The organism is Quadrisphaera granulorum (assembly GCF_003149145.1).
Lineage (GTDB): Bacteria > Actinomycetota > Actinomycetes > Actinomycetales > Quadrisphaeraceae > Quadrisphaera > Quadrisphaera granulorum.
The window spans coordinates 1-14581 of record NZ_QGDQ01000037.1 but is presented as its reverse complement, the minus strand read 5'-3'; the positions used below and the strand labels follow the sequence as shown (position 1 = coordinate 14581).

Here is a 14581-nt window from a genome sequence, read left to right as displayed (position 1 = left end):
GCAGGGTCGTGACGGACCAGCCCGCTCGACGTGAGGATCCTCGATGACCGCAGTGCCCACGCACGCACCCCGTGTGCTCGTCCTCACGGGAAGTGTGGGTGCCGGGCACGACGGCGCGGCCGCCGAGCTGGCGCACCGGCTGCGCCTTGCGGGGGCCGTTGCCGAGGTGCGCGACCTGCTCGATGCGCTGCCCCGCCCGGCGCAGCTGTTCCTGCGCGACGGGTACGCGTTGACCGTCGCGCGTGCCCCGCGGCTCTTCGAGTGGATCTTCTGTGGCATGGAGCGCCGTGGGTTCGTGTGGCGCGTCGAGCAGGAGATCTGCTCCCTCGGCGCCGACGCGGTGCAGCGGTGGGTGGAGCTGACGAGGCCCGACATCGTGGTGTCCACCTACCCGCTGGCGAGCCAGCTGCTCGGTCAGCTGACCGAGGCCGGGCGACTGCACGTGCCCTTCGCGACCTACCTCACCGACCCTGCGGTGCACCTGTCGTGGCTGCACCCCCGGGCGCTCGCCCACCTCACCGTCACCGACGCCACCGCCCAGCAGGGCCGCGCCGACTACCCCGAGATGACCCGCGCCGGTGCGCCCTTCGCGGTGGCGGGGCCGCTCGTCCCGGAGCGGTTCTCCCGACGGCCGCAGCTGCCGGCGCTCGTGGCGTTGCGCGAGCAGCTGGGCCTGCACCACGGTCTGTGCGGAGAACTGCTGGGTGGCAGGCCGATCGCGCTGCTGGCCACCGGGTCGCTGGGGATGGGCGACGTCGTCCCCTCGACCCGCGACGTCGTCGCGGCAGGCTTCACCCCGCTCGTGCTGTGCGGACGCAACGTGGCGCTGCAGCGTGACGTCGCCGCCGTGCCCGGGGCCGTCGCGCTGGGGTGGCGCTCCGACGTCCACGAGCTCATGCAGCTCGCCGACGTGCTCGTCCACAACGCCGGTGGCCTCGCTGTCACCGAGGCGCTGGTCGCCGGTCTGCCCGCGGTCACCTACCGCAGCATCCCCGGCCACGGGCGCGCCAACGCCGCAGTGCTGGCCGAGCGCGCCGGTGTGCCGTGGCCGACGTCGCCCGGCCAGCTCGCCGACGCGCTGCGCGCCCAGCACGCCCGGGGGCGCCTGCCCAGCGACTGGCCCGACGCCGCGCAGGCGGTGCTGCGCCTCGCCTGCGCGACCGCCCCTCAGGCGGCGGTGCTGCCGCGCAGCTCGTCGAGGTGCGCGTAGCGGCGAGCCGGCGCCCACCCCGCCCGACGACCCGCGCCCTCGGCGTCCGGCACCTCCGCACCGAGCTGCACGGTGGTCTCGGCGTCGGGAGCGCTGAGCAGGACGACGTCGTACACGGCGCCCTCGCTGCGCGTGCGCGCAGCCAGGGAGGTCTCGATGACGTCGGCGAGGTGCGTGAGCCCCTTCTCCCGGTGCCGCTCGGCGGCGGCGGGAGTGAAGCGCACGCCCCGGTGCACCCCCGTGACGGCCGGGACCACGGGGGCCACCGCGCCGTCCACGGAGAACCCGACGTAAGAGGTACCCCCGCGCAGCTGCGGGCCAGGCGTGCTGATGATGGCGCCCGTGCGCAGGTACTCCGGCCACGCGGCGCGACCCGCCACCACCACGGTGTCGTGGAGCTCGCGCAGTCCGTTGACCTCCCAGTAGGCCACCAGCTCCGTGAGCAGCTGGCGCGAGTGCTCCGAGACACGCGCCTGCGGCAGCCCGTCGGCGAGGGCCAGGTCCAGGGCGTCAGCCAGGTCCGCCGAGGAACACCACGCCACCCGCGGGCCCGTGGTCGTCGCCGGCGCATCCGGCTCGAGGGCGTCCACCCACGGCGGCCGGGTGCGGTCACCCGTGACGATCAGCAGGGTCGCGTCGCTGGAGGCGAGCACCTCGCGGGCGTCACCGCTGACGCGGCGCCCGTCGCGGCCCTCAGCGAGCAGCACCACGGTGCGTGCGCTCTCCAGAGCCGGGGCCGCCGTGCGCAGCAGCGCGGTGACCAGCCGGGAGTCGAGGTGCCGCAGCACGGACGTCGTCGACGTCGTGAGGGGCGTCGAGCGCAGCGGCGCGGGGCGCAGGGTGAGGAGCGGCATGTCCAGGTGGTCGGCGGAGGGCCCTCGGCAGCTGAAGGCGATCCCTGAGGCAGTGCCCCGCACGGATGCGGGACGTCACCCGTCCGGCCCAGCGCGCAGCGCCGAACGATGACGAGAAAGATCCGCACTTGAGGTCCGGCGGTGCGGATCTTCTGCGTGATCGCGGGGGCTTCACCCGCGCGCAGCAGCCCCGCCCCGAGCGCTAGCCCCGAGCACTAGCCCCGGTCTGGGCGCTGCGGAGCACCCCGACGAAAGCGCCGAGCGCCACGAGCCCCTCGGCTGTGGTCGGGGTGATCGAGCGCAGTGCGGGGGAGTGCACGAGGTGCGCCGCCCACATCGCCCGTGACAGCGCCACGTTGAGGCGGTTGCGCGACAGGAGGAACTCCACGCCGCGTGGCAGGTCGTCTCCTGACGACGTCGCCATCGACACCACGACGACGGGCGCCTCGCGGCCCTGGAACTTGTCGACGGTGCCCACCTGCACGCCGTCGAGTCCGGCGTCGGCGAGGGCCGCCCGCAGCAGCGACACCTGTCGGTTGAAGGGGGCGACGACGAGGACGTCGTCTTCGTCGACCGGGCGGGCTGCGCCGTCCTCGTCCGTCCAGGTGCGGCCGAGGACGTCGCTGACGAGCTCCACGACGCGCGCCGCCTCCTCAGGGGACGACGTCGTGTTGTCGCGGTGGTCGACGGGCTGCAGGTGCACCCCCGGCTGCACGCCTTCGAGGTGGCGCTCGGCGGTGCGCGGGTGCGCCGCGAGCACTCCCTCGTACTGCAGCTGCGAGACCGGCTCGCACACGCGCTCGTGCATGCGCCACGTCGTGTCGAGGAGGTACCCCGCCTCGGGTGGCACGAGCGAGGCCTCGCCGAGCAGGTGTCGCAGCGCGGAGACGTCGACAGGCTCGGGGTGGGTGCCCTGGCACACCTGTGGCAGCTGCTGCGGGTCTCCCAGCAGCAGCATCCGCTCCGCCGCCGAACCCGCGACGAGCGCGTCGACGAGAGCGAACTGCCCAGCCTCGTCGACGACCAGCAGGTCGAGGTGCTGGCTGCGGATCCTCTCCTGCGCGAACGTCCACGACGTGCCCCCCAGCACGCAGCCGCCCTCCTGCGCCGCGAGCCACGCGTCGACCTTGGGTGGGCGCTCCCACGGGGTGGCCTCGCGCTCGTCGCCGTCCTGCTTCGGCTTGGCGACGGCGAAATGCGGCCCCCGCGCGGCGTCGTCGCGCACGGCGACCACCCGCTCGAGGAGGTTCTCCACCACCTGGTGGCTCTGCGCGACGACGCCGATCCGCCACCCCCGCCGCGCCAGCGCGGCGATGACGCGCGAACCGACGAACGTCTTGCCCGTGCCCGGGGGCCCCTGGACGGCGACGACGTCACGCCCCGCGTCCAGCAGCGACGACGTCACCGCGCCCACGGTGTCGGTGCCTTCAGCCCCCTCGACGGCAGGTGCGTGGTGCAGGCCCGGAGCGCGGCGCAGCAGCAGCCGCCACCACGCCTCGTCGGGCTCGCGCCCGGCCTCCAGGTCCGCCAGGGCGGCACGGGCCAGGTCGAGCACCACCGCCTCTTTGCCCTTCGTGGCCGGCGGCGCGCTCGGCAGCAGCGCGACGGGCAGCTCCGGCCAGCCTCCAGCGCCGCCCTGGCTGCCGGCCTGAGCAGTGCTCTCGACGAAGGTCACCGTTCCGGACTCCCACTCGACCGCGCTGCAGCGGGGGTGCGTGCCGCGGGCGCTGTCGGCGGACAGCTGCATGCCCTCGGGAGCCGGTGCCTCGTAGACCGCGAACGGCGAGCGGCCCAGCCGGGCGACGTCGCCCGCGCCCGACGTCGTCGTCGCTCTCACCGTCCGCTTCAGCGTGCGGGCCCGCGGCGGCTTCTCCCAGTCACCGGCCTCGACCCTGTCGAGGACGACGACGCCGTCGTCGTGGGCGAGCTCGTCCAGGGGCGTGCGGAGCCTGTCGAAGTGCTCCCACCAGAACGGCTTGTGCTCACGCGGGTAGTACCCGAGCGATGCCGCCAGCAGCGCCCGCGCGTGCTGCAGTTCGGTGCGCTGGTCGGCGCGGTCGGGTACGCCGTCGAGCAACCGGGCGACGAGGGCGGTGACAACAGCGTCCGGGCCACCGGCCGACGGATCCTCGGACGCCACGTCGTCGACGCCGACCGTGCTGGCCAGCGCCAGCGGGTCGGCTCCCTCCAGCGCTGCCGCGCGTGCGGCAGCGGCGGCTGCCTCGGCAGCCGCCGTCGTCGTCCTGCCCACGAGCGAGAGCAGCCATCCGTGGAGGCGACGGGTGCTCTCACAGTCGTAGGCGTTGTAGTCGCGGATGGCGTCGAGGACGACGGCGGCATCCGTGGTGAGGCCTCGTGCGGTCAGCGCGGTGTACCGCTCGTACTGAACGATCGAGTCTCCCGCGGTGGTGACGTCTCCGCTGCGCAGATCCGCACCCATATAGAGCGGTTCGAGCTTCTTGATGGAGTACGACGGCGCCGACACCCGCACCGATGCGCGCACCACGGCGTACAGGTCGACGAGGCGACCGTCGCGCAGCAGCTGGTCGACCTGGGCCTCGCGGGTTTGGTGGCGCACAGCCAGGGCCAGCAGCGCGGTCCGCTCGTAGGCGGCGTAGTGGTAGACGTGCATGCCCGGGTGCCTGGCCGCGGCTGCGGTCATCGCGTCGACGACGGCCTCGAAGGCGACCTTCTCCTGGGCCCGGTCGTGGGCCCAGTGGGCCGTGAACGTGCCGTCGGCGCCGGTGAGGCCGTGCAGGTACTCCAGGCCCTCGCCGCCATCGGTGAAGGGGTCGCCCTCGATGTCGTAGTAAAGGTCGCCCGCGTCGGGCTCGGGCAGCAACCGCAGGGGGGCGTCGTCGTGGACGACGTGTAGCGGCGGCGAGCCCGGCGGCTGCGCGTCACCGCGGGCCTGCAGCGCGGCCTGGGCGCGCAGCCGCTCGAACGTGGGCCGGCCCATGCCGGGCGGGCGCTGGTCGTCACGGGCGACGGCGAGGGCCTCAACCGTGCTCGCGCCACGCTCGCGCAGGCGGTGCACCTGGTCGCGGCGGATCCCGGCGACGAGGCTGAGGTCACGGGCTTCCTCGCGGCCGCTCTCGCACACCGGCGCCCAGGTGCAGGTGCCGCACGCGGGGCGCGCATCGGCCCACAGCGGCTCGGGCACGGCTGGCGCGTGGAGAGCGGCGTCGTCCGTGGTGGCACGGCTGCTCGTGCCCAGTTGCGCGAGCACGCGCTCCCGGTACTCCGCCACGAGCGGCAGCAGGTCGGCGGCGCGCTCGGAGACCACCCGGCCACCGGGGCTCCCGGAACCCCCGCCCAGCCACAGGTGCACGCGCTGCGGCGCCGGGTGACCGAGGGCGACGAGGGCATCGGCGTACGCCGCGGTCTGCAGCAGCGCGGTGGGGCGGGCCGTGCGGGCGAGCTTCGCATCGACGGGCTCGTACCGGCGCCGGCCGGTGGCCTCATCGATCACCGGCTCGCCCGTGCTGAGGTCGACGCTGACGAGGAAGTCGGCGTAGCCGAGGAACCCGCCACCGCGCTCGTCGTCGTCTCCATCGGCGCTGGGGACCATGAGCGCGGCCTGGTGGACGACGTCGACCTGGGCCTCCAGCGCCGCGCGCGTCAACCCCGCGGCGGTGAGCTGGGCATCGTCGCCCTGCCCGGGAGCCGTCACCTCGACGACGCGTCCACCCCGCGGCGCGACCAGCGCCTTGAGCGCGGCGAGCGCCTCCCGCTCGTGGAGCAAACCGTGCTGGGCGACGAGCTCGAGGTCACCGTCGAGAGGCACCGCCGGGCGCTGGACGAGGCCCGTGTGGGCGGCGTGCTCGAGCGTGAGGCGGTGGTCGCACTCGAACGCGGCCATGAGGTCGCGTGGGGAGTGCCACCAACCGTCAGCCGTCCGCCTCACGCGGGCAGTCTGCGGGGCGCCACCGACAGTCCGGTGACGACCCCACCCTCTACTCCGTGATCATGGGCGTCCGCCACCTCTCAAGGGTGGCGGACGCCCATGATCACGGGGAGGGTGAGGTCAGATGGCGCCGCCGTCGGGGCCGCAGGCGTCCGCCGTCGCGGGCGAGCCAGCGGCGGCGGGAGCGGTGATGAGCTGCGGCGTCCGCTCCGACCACGCCTGCTCCAGCGCCCCGCGCAGCACCTCGGGCGACTGCGCGCCAGACACGCCGTACTTCCTGTCGATGACGAAGAACGGCACGCCCGTGATGCCCAGCGCGCGGGCCTCGGCCTCGTCGGCGCGGACCTCGCCGAGGTAGCGATCCTCCTTCAGCGCCTCGCCCACGGCGTCGGCGTCCAGGCCCGCCTCGGCAGCCAACCGCACGAGCACCGAGCGGTCACCGACAGCCTCGCCGTCGGTGAAGTGCGCCTTCATGAGCCTCTCGACGACGGCGGCCTGCAGCGCGGGGCCGCCGGTGGCCAGCGCCAGGTGCGCCACCTGGTGCGCGTCGACGGTGTTGGCCTTCACCGTGCGGTCGAAGCGCATCTCGATGCCGACCTCGGCGGCGGTCGCCGTCATCGACCGGAGCATCTCGCGGCCCTGCTCCAGCGGGGCGCCGAACTTCGTGGCGAGGCGACGGGCCTGGTCGTCGGGGCCGACCTGGGTGCCGTCGGGGTCGGAGGTAGACGTCGGGTCGAGCTCGAAGCTGCGCCACACCACCTCCACCGCGTCGCGGTGCGCAAACCCTTCCATGGCGGCCTCGAAGCGACGCTCACCCACGTAGCACCAGGGGCAGACGACGTCGGACCAGATCTCCACCTTCACGCGGACGCCAACGCCGGGGGCCGCTGTCTCTGTTCCCTGTGCTGAGTTCCCTGTGCTGATCCCGGGGTTGCCGAGCAGGATCGGGGGGTGTTCACCGACATGCCTCTGTCGCAGCTCCGCGCCCACCGCAGTGACCACCGCGACCCGGAGGGGCTCGCCGCGTTCTGGGACACCACGCTCGCGCAGGCGCGAGCAGCGGGCGGCTCGACCGACGCCGTCGTCGTCCCCGAACCCACACCGCTGACCGGCGTCGACGTGTACGACGTGACGTTCCCGGGCTTCGACGGGCAGCCGATCAAGGCGTGGCTGCGGGTGCCCGCGGGGGCTGTGGCGGACGCCGAGCGGTCAGGTCGCGGCCTGCCGACGGTGGTGCAGTTCGTCGGGTACGGCGGTGGCCGCGGCGAGCCCACCGAGAACCTGCTGTTCGCCAGCTGCGGCTTCGCGCACCTGCACATGGACACCCGCGGGCAGGGATCGGCGTGGAGCCGTGGCGCGACACCCGACGTCGGCACCGCCGACCCGGACAGCCACTCCCCGCAGTTCCCCGGCGTCATGACACGCGGCATCACCTCGCCCGAGACCTCCTACTACCGGCGACTATTCACCGACGCCGCCCGCGCCGTCGACGCCGCGCGGACGCTCGCCGTGGTGGACGCCGCGCGCGTCGCGGTCTACGGCGGCAGCCAGGGCGGGGCGATGGCCATCGCGGCGGGGGCGCTCGTCCCGGACGTGGGCGCGGTGGTGGCGCACGTGCCGTTCCTGTGCGACATCCGCCGGTCGATGACCATCACCGACGAGGACCCGTTCCACGAGCTGGTCCGCTACCTCGCGGTGCATCGCGACGCCGTCGACGCCGTGCACCGGACGCTGGACGTCATCGACGGGGTGGGCTTCGCGCGCCGCGGACGTGCCCCGGCGCGGTTCACCGTGGGGCTCATGGACGCCGTCGTCCCGCCGTCCGGGCCGTTCGCGGCGCACGCAGCGTGGGGCGAGTACGCCGCTGACCGTGGAGTGGAGGTGCACAAGGAGATCGAGGTGTGGCCGTACAACGGCCACGAGGGCGGCGGCCCGGTGGACGAGGTGGCCGCGGTGGAGTTCATCGCCCGCCACCTCGGCTGACACCCCGGTGACGTCGAGGGCGCATGGCTCAGCAGGTGTAGTCGCCGCCGTCCCAGTCCTGCACCTCGAGGTCGGTGATCTTGCCCGTCGCGGGGTCCTCGGTGACGACCCACGGAATGACGTCGCCACTGACCGGGCCGTCCGCCCGTTGGTACTCGGAGTGGACGTTCGCGCACACCTGCACCACGCCGTGGAGGCTTCTTGTTGCTGACAGCGAGTCGATCTGGACGGTGCTGCTCACCACCCCCAGGCCTGGCTTGGGGGTCATCTCAGCTCGCAGTTCCTCGGTCTCGCGGGCCCACGCCGCCACCGCGGTCACGGCGTGCCCGGTGAGCCCCGCTCGGGCGGCCAGGGCGGTGGCGGCCTCCTCGGGTGAGGAGCCGGGGACGACGACGGTCGGCGTTTGCGCCTGCGTCTGCTGTGCCGACTGGCCCTGGCTCTGTGACGTGACCAGGAACGCCCCCTGGACGTCGCGGGCGATGAGCAGGATCCGCTCCGAGGCGTCGGCGCGTTCGGCGGCGGTGAGCTGCGTGGGTACTGCTACTGCGGAATCCGGCGCCAACCACCACCACGCCTCGCCCACACCCACCGACGCCACCAGCGTCACCGCGGCAACGCTGACGACAGTTCCTGTGCGCCCCCTCGGGCGCTTACCGATCACGAGGAGTCATGAGAGCAGCTGGAGCTGGGCGCCGTCGTCGTCCTCGGGGTTGATGAAGTCGGGGTTGATAGACGAGCGGGGAGGTTCCGTTCCGCCACTGCTCGGTAGGGGAAGTGGGCGCCGCCGAGAGACCGCGTCAGCGGCGGGCGCCGCACTCACGAGGAGGTGTCAGCCTCGGTGGCGCTCCGCGGTTCTGTGCGGGTGCGCGTGCGTGCGAGGCTGGCGCCAGCGAGCAGTGCGCCGCCCAGTGTGAGGAAGGCGGCTGCGCCCAGCTGCCGCTGTGAACGCTCCTCGGCGCAGGCGAACACGACGTCCATGCTGGTTCCGCTCTCGAAGGTGCCCGAGGAGAAGGCGGGCCCGCAGCCGAAGCTCGCCAGGGGGACGGGCGTGACGCCGACGAGGACGCCGCACGCGAGGAGTACCGCTGCCGCTGCCTGCAGACCGCCGAGCACGTGCCTGGTCATCGGGGACTCCTCAGAGCTGGTCGAGATGGACGGAACGAGCCGGGAAGATCACTCGCACCGTATGGCCGGGCGCTGGTCGGCGGAAGGCGTGTCGCGAACCTCCGTGCAGGCGTCTGCCTCAGCGCTGACGGTCGAGGGTGAGCAACTGCCCGGGGTCGACGTCGAGGGCGCGGCAGAGCGCTGCGATGGTCGTCATGCGGATGGCCCGCGCCTTGTTGTTCTTGAGCACCGACAGGTTGGCCATGGTGATGCCGGTGCGTCGCGAGAGCTCGGTCATCGTCATGCCCCGCTCGGCGAGCAGCTCGTCGAGCCGGACGACGACGCCGGGCCCGCCGTCGTCGTCCTGATCTCCACTCGTGTCCGGCACGTCAGACGACACCGTCGGCCTCGTGCTGCAGCCGGGCGCCCTCCCGGAACGCGGCCGCGGCTGCGGTGACGACGGTGCCGGTGATGATCAGCGTCCACGGCCAGTCGCCTGCGGTGAAGCTGAGTCCCTCATAAGCGGTGTGCCAGCCGCTGTCGTAGTCACCGGCTTGGGTGATCGAGAAGGTGAAGGACGCCACCGTGTCGGTGAGTCCGGCCAGCGCGCCACCTCCGGCCATCAGCAAGCCCAGCCGGTGCACTCGGCGCGCGGTGCTCGGCTCGAAGGGGCGCGCGGCCGCGATGGCGATGAGGATCTTGGTCGTGGTGAGGGCTGAGAACACCATGACCAGCCCGGTGATGACGTTCGGGGTGTAGGCGAGCAGCCGCACCCATAACTGCAGGTCGATGATGCGGATGGTCGCGTCACCGCGCGGGTCTGCCTGCTGCAGCTGCGGCAGGAGATCGAGTGTCAGGTAGGAGGCGAGTCCGCCGTCGGAGAGGATCGCGCGGCCGGTCAGCGCGGTCCAGATCGAAGCGGCCACGAGCAGCGCCCCGAGGGCCACGAGCAGCCGCATGAAGGTAGCCCCGACATGCAGCGCGCTGGCACGGCGCCGGTTCGGGCGCAGGGGAGCGGGAACGTCGTCGGCACGGTCGTCGAGCACCATCTGCAGCCACCTCGTTATCGATGTCAATGTTATCGACAACAGTAAGGTCAGGGTTGCTCGATCGTCCAGAGTCGCGCCGAGCGCGTCGTCCCGTCGCGAGCTCAGCGGCCAAAGCCGGCGACCTCCGCGGTGGTCGTGGCGATGACGGCGCCTGCGGCGTCATAGGTGCAGATCCTCGTACTCTCGCTGCCGTGACCGGTGATCTTCACGACGTCGTACCCGCGAGCGACGAGGCGGCCGTGCGCCGATGCTTCCCCGCCTACCGCGTGCTGCGGCCTCACCTCGACGAGGAGGAGTTCGTCGGTCGGTGGCGCGAGCAGGCGGCGACGGGCTTCGAGATCGTCTTCGTAGAGCGAGACGGCGAGGTGGCCGCAGCGATGGGGTTCCGCGAGCTGACCACGATGGCGTGGGGCCGGATCCTGTACATCGACGACCTCATCGCGCTGCCCGAGCACCGTGGCCACGGGCTGGGCGCCCTGCTGCTGCGGTACGCCCAGGCACAGACGGTGGAGCGCGGGTGCGCCGAGCTGCACCTGGACACCGGCTACGCCCGCCACGACGCGCACCGCAGCTACCTGCGGAACGGCTTCGACATGGAGTGCCACCACATGTCGTGGACCCCGCCGGCGAGGGGATGAGCCCCGGCCGTCTGAGCTCCCGCCGACTGGGGACGCGCTGACCTGCTCAGAGCCGCCGGCCGTCGGTCTGCGAGTCCCCAGTCGGGAGATTGTGGGCAACCTCGACGGGGTCGCCGCGCGTACCAGGAGAGTGGATCTCGATGACGGCCCCGGCGACAGAGGCTCGATGAGGACGACGACGGCGACGGCCGGCGTGCGTGCTGCGCGGGGCGCTCTCGCCGTCGTCGTCCTGATGGGTCTAGCGGGCTGTGCTTCAGGCGACGTGGGGGTGACGCAGGCGAGTCAGTCGTCGCCCGGGGTGTCGACCAGCCGCTCGGGCGGCGTGGCGACGGCAGGGCCGCCGGACGTGCCCTGCGTGACGCCGACGAGCGCGGACGACCTCACCTCCTCACTGCCCGGGTTCATCGAGGCCGCGGCCCAGGTGCACGTCACGGGCAGGGCGCTGCCGTCGGACTTCGCTCAGGGTGACGGCGCCTGCGTGGAGACCAGCTCGGTGGAGCCGCTCGTGGGGAGTTTCCCGCACGGGCTGCGGCTGTTCTCGCACGAGCCGCCAGGCCCGGGGCTGCTACCGGAGGGCGACTACGTGCTGCTGCTCGGTGCCTACGACGTCGACGCGGGCGTGTACTTCACCGTCGGCGGGCACCAGGGGGTGTATGCGCTGCGCGGTGACGGGCTGCTCCACCAGCGGTGCATCCGGATGTCCGGAGACCCGAGGCCCACCGAGACCGCGGACGGCGTGACCCGTGACCAGCTGCTCCACTACGTGGAGGGCTCGATGGAGGCCACCGCATCGCAGCGCGCCGAGCTCGCGCAGGTGCTGGAGCAGCAGCGCTCACCATGACGCCCCGCTGTCAGGCCACGGCGGTCGCCTCCAGCTCGACCAGCTGACCGGGCACGGCGAGCCGGACGACGCCGAGCATCGTCGTCGTCGGAGCGGCCCCCGCTGCGCCCAGGCGGCCCGCGAGCACGCCGTAGTGGGGGAGCAGCGCGTCGACGTCGGTGGTGTAGACGCTGAGCCTCACGAGGTCGGACAGCGCCATGCCCGCTCCTGTCAGCACGGCCTCGACGTTGTCGAGGCACAGCGCCAGCTGGGCGGCGATGTCGCCGTCGTGCTGAGGTGTGCCGGCCGCGTCCATCGCGGTCTGGCCCGACACGTACAAGGTCCGGTGACCTCCGACGACCAGCTCGCCCTGGTTGAACCCCAGCTCCGTCGACCACGACACCGGGTTGATCGCTGTCCGGTTGATGACCATTCGCTGCACCGCTCCTTGCTCCTGCGGGCGCTCTCTGCGCCGCACGGACGACCCTGACGCGGATACCTGCCACCTCCTGTCACCTATTCATGACTATCTACAACGATGTTCCGGTGCGCGCCGACAGGCTGGTGTCCCTCGTGCTGCTGTTGCGGCAGCGCGGAAGGATGACCGCGCCGGAGCTGGCCGCTGAGCTGGAGGTCTCCGTCCGCACGGTGATGCGCGACGTCGAGTCGCTCTCGACCGCCGGGGTCCCGGTGTACGCCGAGCGCGGGCGGCACGGCGGGTTCGCGCTCTTGCCGGGCTTCCGCACCGAGCTGACGGGACTCACCGACGACGAGGCCACCGCGCTGCTCGCCGCCACGTCACGGGGCGGGCACCTGTTCGGGTTGCACACCGAGCTGGGGTCAGCGGTTCGCAAGGTCCTGGACGCGGTGCCCGGCACCGGGGCCCAGCGCGTGAGCGCTGCCGCGCGGCGCTTCCTCGTGGAGCCCGACACCGACCTCCTGGCGCGTCGGCAGGCGCTCGACGAGGTGGCGCCCGCCGTCCTGGCCGCCGTGCGAGAGGCGGTGGTCTCGGGGCGGCGCCTGCGGTTGGACCACGTCGGCGCGGACGGCGTGACATCGACGCGCACGGTCGACCCGATCGGTCTGGTCACCTCCCGCGGCCGCCACTACCTGCTCGCCAGACGGTCCGGTGAGGACCGCACGTACCGACTGTCACGGATCTCCTCTGCTGACGTCCTTCCCGAGGAGGCGGTTCGGGACGACGACGTCGACCTCGCCGCCCTCTGGCGCGAGCGCAGCGCGCGCTTCCGGGCAGGGGAGCAGCAGGTGCGCGTGCGGTTGTCGGTGGCCCCGGCACGGCTGGCGGAGCTGCTGGCCACCGCGGTCTCCGTGCTGGGTGACGAGCCGCTCGAGGAGGTAGCCGGCGCCGGAGTCGGAGCTGGTCGGGAGGGGTGGCGGTTGCTGGACGTCACCTTCCAAGACGACCGCCACGCGCGGTGGGCGGTGTGGACGCTCGGTCTGGACGCCGAGGTCCTTGACCCGCCGTGGCTCCGCGAGCAGCTCCGCGAGCGCGCACTCGCGCTCGCGGTCCACTACGCCCGCGATCTCGAGACGCGGTGAGGGCCGTGGGAGGTTCTGACCCATGACGCAGCCGGGGACCACCACCGCACCCGTGCTCAAGCCCGGTGTCTTGTCCAGCCGCGCGCAACCTGTCCTCCCCGGACACGATCTGCTGCTGCGCCCCTGGCAGGAGGCCGACGCAGAGCAGGTAGCGCGCGCCTACGAGGACCCGGCGATCCACCGTTGGCACGCCCGGTCGCTCTCCATCGACCAGGCTCGGTCCTGGGTGAAGTTCGAGCGCGACCGCTGGGCGCAAGAGCGCGGCGCCAGCTGGGCGGTCACGGTCAGGGGGGATCTGGCCGGTCGTGTCGCGTTGGGCGGCCTCGACCTGCACGAGGCGTGTGCCGAGATCTCGTACTGGGTCCTTCCCCAGCACCGCGGGCAGGGGGTGGCCGTCCGCGCGGTGTCCACGCTCGTCGACTGGGCTTTCGGCGACCTCGCGTTGCACCGCGTCGAACTCCAGCACTCGACCCTCAACAAGGCGTCGTGTCGAGTGGCACTCGCGGCGGGCTTCTGCGCTGAGGGCACTCTCCGCGCGAAAGCGCTGCACCTGGACGGCTGGCACGACATGCACGTCCACGCCCTCATCGCTGGTGATGTCCGACCGGCGGTGCGTGCCGGCGACACCTCAGCCCCCGCTGAGGTCGACGGTCATGTCCCGACAACCGCGGCAACCGTCATGAAGAGTCCGACGACGAGCACCGCCGCCCCCAGCATTCGGATCGCGCGCACGGAGCTCATGAAGCTGCCGGAGTAGTCGACGCCCATCGGCTTGGTGGTCTTCAGGAGCCGCGAGTACTCCGTGGCGTTCCCGCGCACGTCCAGCGCCAGGACGGTGCCCTGCGCGGCCATGAGCAGCCCGAAGGGGACGATGACGAACCGGAAACCGTCGGGCTCGTCCGCGATGGCGACGGTGACGAAGCCGATGAAGAAGACGGCGAAAGTGGCCGCGTAGAGCGTCTTGAACGGCTGGGGCAGCTGACGCAGCATCCTCAACACCAGACGTGCCTCCCGCTCTCATGATCGACGGAGAGCACTCTCCACCTCGCTGATCGACGCCGCACGTCGGCGGACAGGAACGAGCTGTGGTGAGACCAGCTCGACCCCAGCGGACGGCCGCGGCCCGGGATCACCACCAGCCAGGCACTTCCGCGTGCTGCGCGATGCCGGAAGACTCGGCTTCATGACGACGACCGACGTGCTGCCCGATCTGCGACTCCCGCGCTGGCTCATGCCGTCGCTGGCGGCGGCGTCGTCGCTGGTGCTCGCCAGTCACGTGTTCTACGTGACGTCCCTGGCGCGCGCCGGCGTTCGCGCGGGCGACGGTGACGCCGCCTACGGCGTCGACGCGGGTGACGTGCCAGGGCGCGGTCATAGTCAGGTGAGCACCGCGGGCGCCCTCCCTCGTAAGAGATCAACAGCGTTGGTGTGAGCAGCGTTCGCCCACGTCAACGTC

At 72.6% G+C, this 14581-nt stretch carries 16 protein-coding genes; 7 read left to right on the top strand and 9 right to left on the bottom strand.

Going from position 1 to position 14581, the window contains the following annotated elements:
- The first annotated feature begins 43 nt into the window (after positions 1-43).
- Positions 44-1210: an MGDG synthase family glycosyltransferase gene (locus BXY45_RS20440; RefSeq protein ID WP_109776380.1), complete on the top strand. Its 1167-nt coding sequence runs from the start codon at positions 44-46 to the stop codon at positions 1208-1210.
- On the opposite strand, the gene BXY45_RS20435 is transcribed toward BXY45_RS20440, so the two are convergent.
- The 3 genes from BXY45_RS20435 to BXY45_RS20425 all read right to left on the bottom strand — a co-directional run bounded on the left by BXY45_RS20435 (position 1168) and on the right by BXY45_RS20425 (position 6835).
- Positions 1168-2064: a hypothetical protein gene (locus BXY45_RS20435; protein WP_109776379.1), complete on the bottom strand. Its 897-nt coding sequence runs from the start codon at positions 2062-2064 to the stop codon at positions 1168-1170. The two genes, BXY45_RS20440 and BXY45_RS20435, sit on opposite strands and share 43 nt — an antisense overlap.
- 202 nt (positions 2065-2266) lie before the next feature.
- A complete protein-coding gene (locus BXY45_RS20430; protein WP_146211300.1) occupies positions 2267-5971 on the bottom strand; it encodes a TM0106 family RecB-like putative nuclease in 3705 nt (1234 codons plus the stop codon).
- A 120-nt stretch (positions 5972-6091) separates the two neighbouring features.
- Positions 6092-6835, bottom strand: a complete 744-nt coding sequence (locus BXY45_RS20425; protein ID WP_109776377.1) for a DsbA family oxidoreductase — start codon at positions 6833-6835, stop codon at positions 6092-6094.
- An 87-nt stretch (positions 6836-6922) separates the two neighbouring features.
- On the opposite strand from BXY45_RS20425, the gene BXY45_RS20420 reads away from it, so the two are divergent.
- Entirely contained in the window at positions 6923-7954 is a 1032-nt protein-coding gene (locus tag BXY45_RS20420) for an acetylxylan esterase (RefSeq protein WP_109776376.1), read from the top strand.
- A 28-nt stretch (positions 7955-7982) separates the two neighbouring features.
- On the opposite strand, the gene BXY45_RS20415 is transcribed toward BXY45_RS20420, so the two are convergent.
- From BXY45_RS20415 to BXY45_RS20400, 4 genes are all read right to left on the bottom strand, one after another.
- Complete coding sequence (locus tag BXY45_RS20415; RefSeq protein ID WP_109776375.1) at positions 7983-8561, bottom strand: hypothetical protein; 579 nt, start codon at positions 8559-8561, stop codon at positions 7983-7985.
- Between the two features lie 209 nt (positions 8562-8770).
- Positions 8771-9079 carry a hypothetical protein gene (locus BXY45_RS20410; protein ID WP_109776374.1) on the bottom strand — a complete coding sequence of 103 codons (309 nt, stop codon included), beginning with the start codon at positions 9077-9079 and terminating at the stop codon, positions 8771-8773.
- Positions 9080-9197: 118 nt separating this feature from the next.
- Positions 9198-9458, bottom strand: coding sequence for a helix-turn-helix domain-containing protein (locus BXY45_RS24385; protein ID WP_245961952.1), 261 nt, complete (start codon positions 9456-9458; stop codon positions 9198-9200).
- Complete coding sequence (locus BXY45_RS20400) at positions 9448-10107, bottom strand: DUF2975 domain-containing protein (RefSeq protein ID WP_109776373.1); 660 nt, start codon at positions 10105-10107, stop codon at positions 9448-9450. Before BXY45_RS20400 ends, BXY45_RS24385 begins: the two co-directional genes overlap by 11 nt.
- A 191-nt stretch (positions 10108-10298) precedes the next feature.
- On the opposite strand from BXY45_RS20400, the gene BXY45_RS20395 reads away from it, so the two are divergent.
- Both BXY45_RS20395 and BXY45_RS20390 read left to right on the top strand, forming a co-directional pair.
- Positions 10299-10745: a GNAT family N-acetyltransferase gene (locus BXY45_RS20395; RefSeq protein WP_170131647.1), complete on the top strand. Its 447-nt coding sequence runs from the start codon at positions 10299-10301 to the stop codon at positions 10743-10745.
- Positions 10746-11100: 355 nt separating this feature from the next.
- The gene (locus tag BXY45_RS20390) at positions 11101-11586 is read left to right on the top strand and encodes a hypothetical protein (protein WP_109776371.1); all 486 of its coding nucleotides are present in this window, start codon (positions 11101-11103) and stop codon (positions 11584-11586) included.
- Positions 11587-11596: 10 nt separating this feature from the next.
- Here BXY45_RS20390 and BXY45_RS20385 read toward each other — a convergent pair whose 3' ends face one another.
- The gene (locus BXY45_RS20385) at positions 11597-11992 is read right to left on the bottom strand and encodes a Rid family hydrolase (protein ID WP_170131649.1); all 396 of its coding nucleotides are present in this window, start codon (positions 11990-11992) and stop codon (positions 11597-11599) included.
- A 95-nt stretch (positions 11993-12087) separates the two neighbouring features.
- Between BXY45_RS20385 and BXY45_RS20380 the strand changes: the two genes are divergently transcribed.
- Both BXY45_RS20380 and BXY45_RS20375 read left to right on the top strand, forming a co-directional pair.
- Positions 12088-13125: a helix-turn-helix transcriptional regulator gene (locus BXY45_RS20380; RefSeq protein ID WP_211319785.1), complete on the top strand. Its 1038-nt coding sequence runs from the start codon at positions 12088-12090 to the stop codon at positions 13123-13125.
- Between the two features lie 22 nt (positions 13126-13147).
- Complete coding sequence (locus BXY45_RS20375) at positions 13148-13882, top strand: GNAT family N-acetyltransferase (RefSeq protein ID WP_109776368.1); 735 nt, start codon at positions 13148-13150, stop codon at positions 13880-13882.
- On the opposite strand, the gene BXY45_RS20370 is transcribed toward BXY45_RS20375, so the two are convergent.
- The gene (locus BXY45_RS20370; RefSeq protein ID WP_109776367.1) at positions 13777-14115 is read right to left on the bottom strand and encodes a hypothetical protein; all 339 of its coding nucleotides are present in this window, start codon (positions 14113-14115) and stop codon (positions 13777-13779) included. The genes BXY45_RS20375 and BXY45_RS20370 overlap by 106 nt on opposite strands.
- A 193-nt stretch (positions 14116-14308) precedes the next feature.
- Here BXY45_RS20370 and BXY45_RS20365 point away from each other — a divergent pair, with 193 nt between their 5' ends.
- Complete coding sequence (locus BXY45_RS20365) at positions 14309-14557, top strand: hypothetical protein (protein ID WP_146211299.1); 249 nt, start codon at positions 14309-14311, stop codon at positions 14555-14557.
- Positions 14558-14581: the final 24 nt, after the last annotated feature.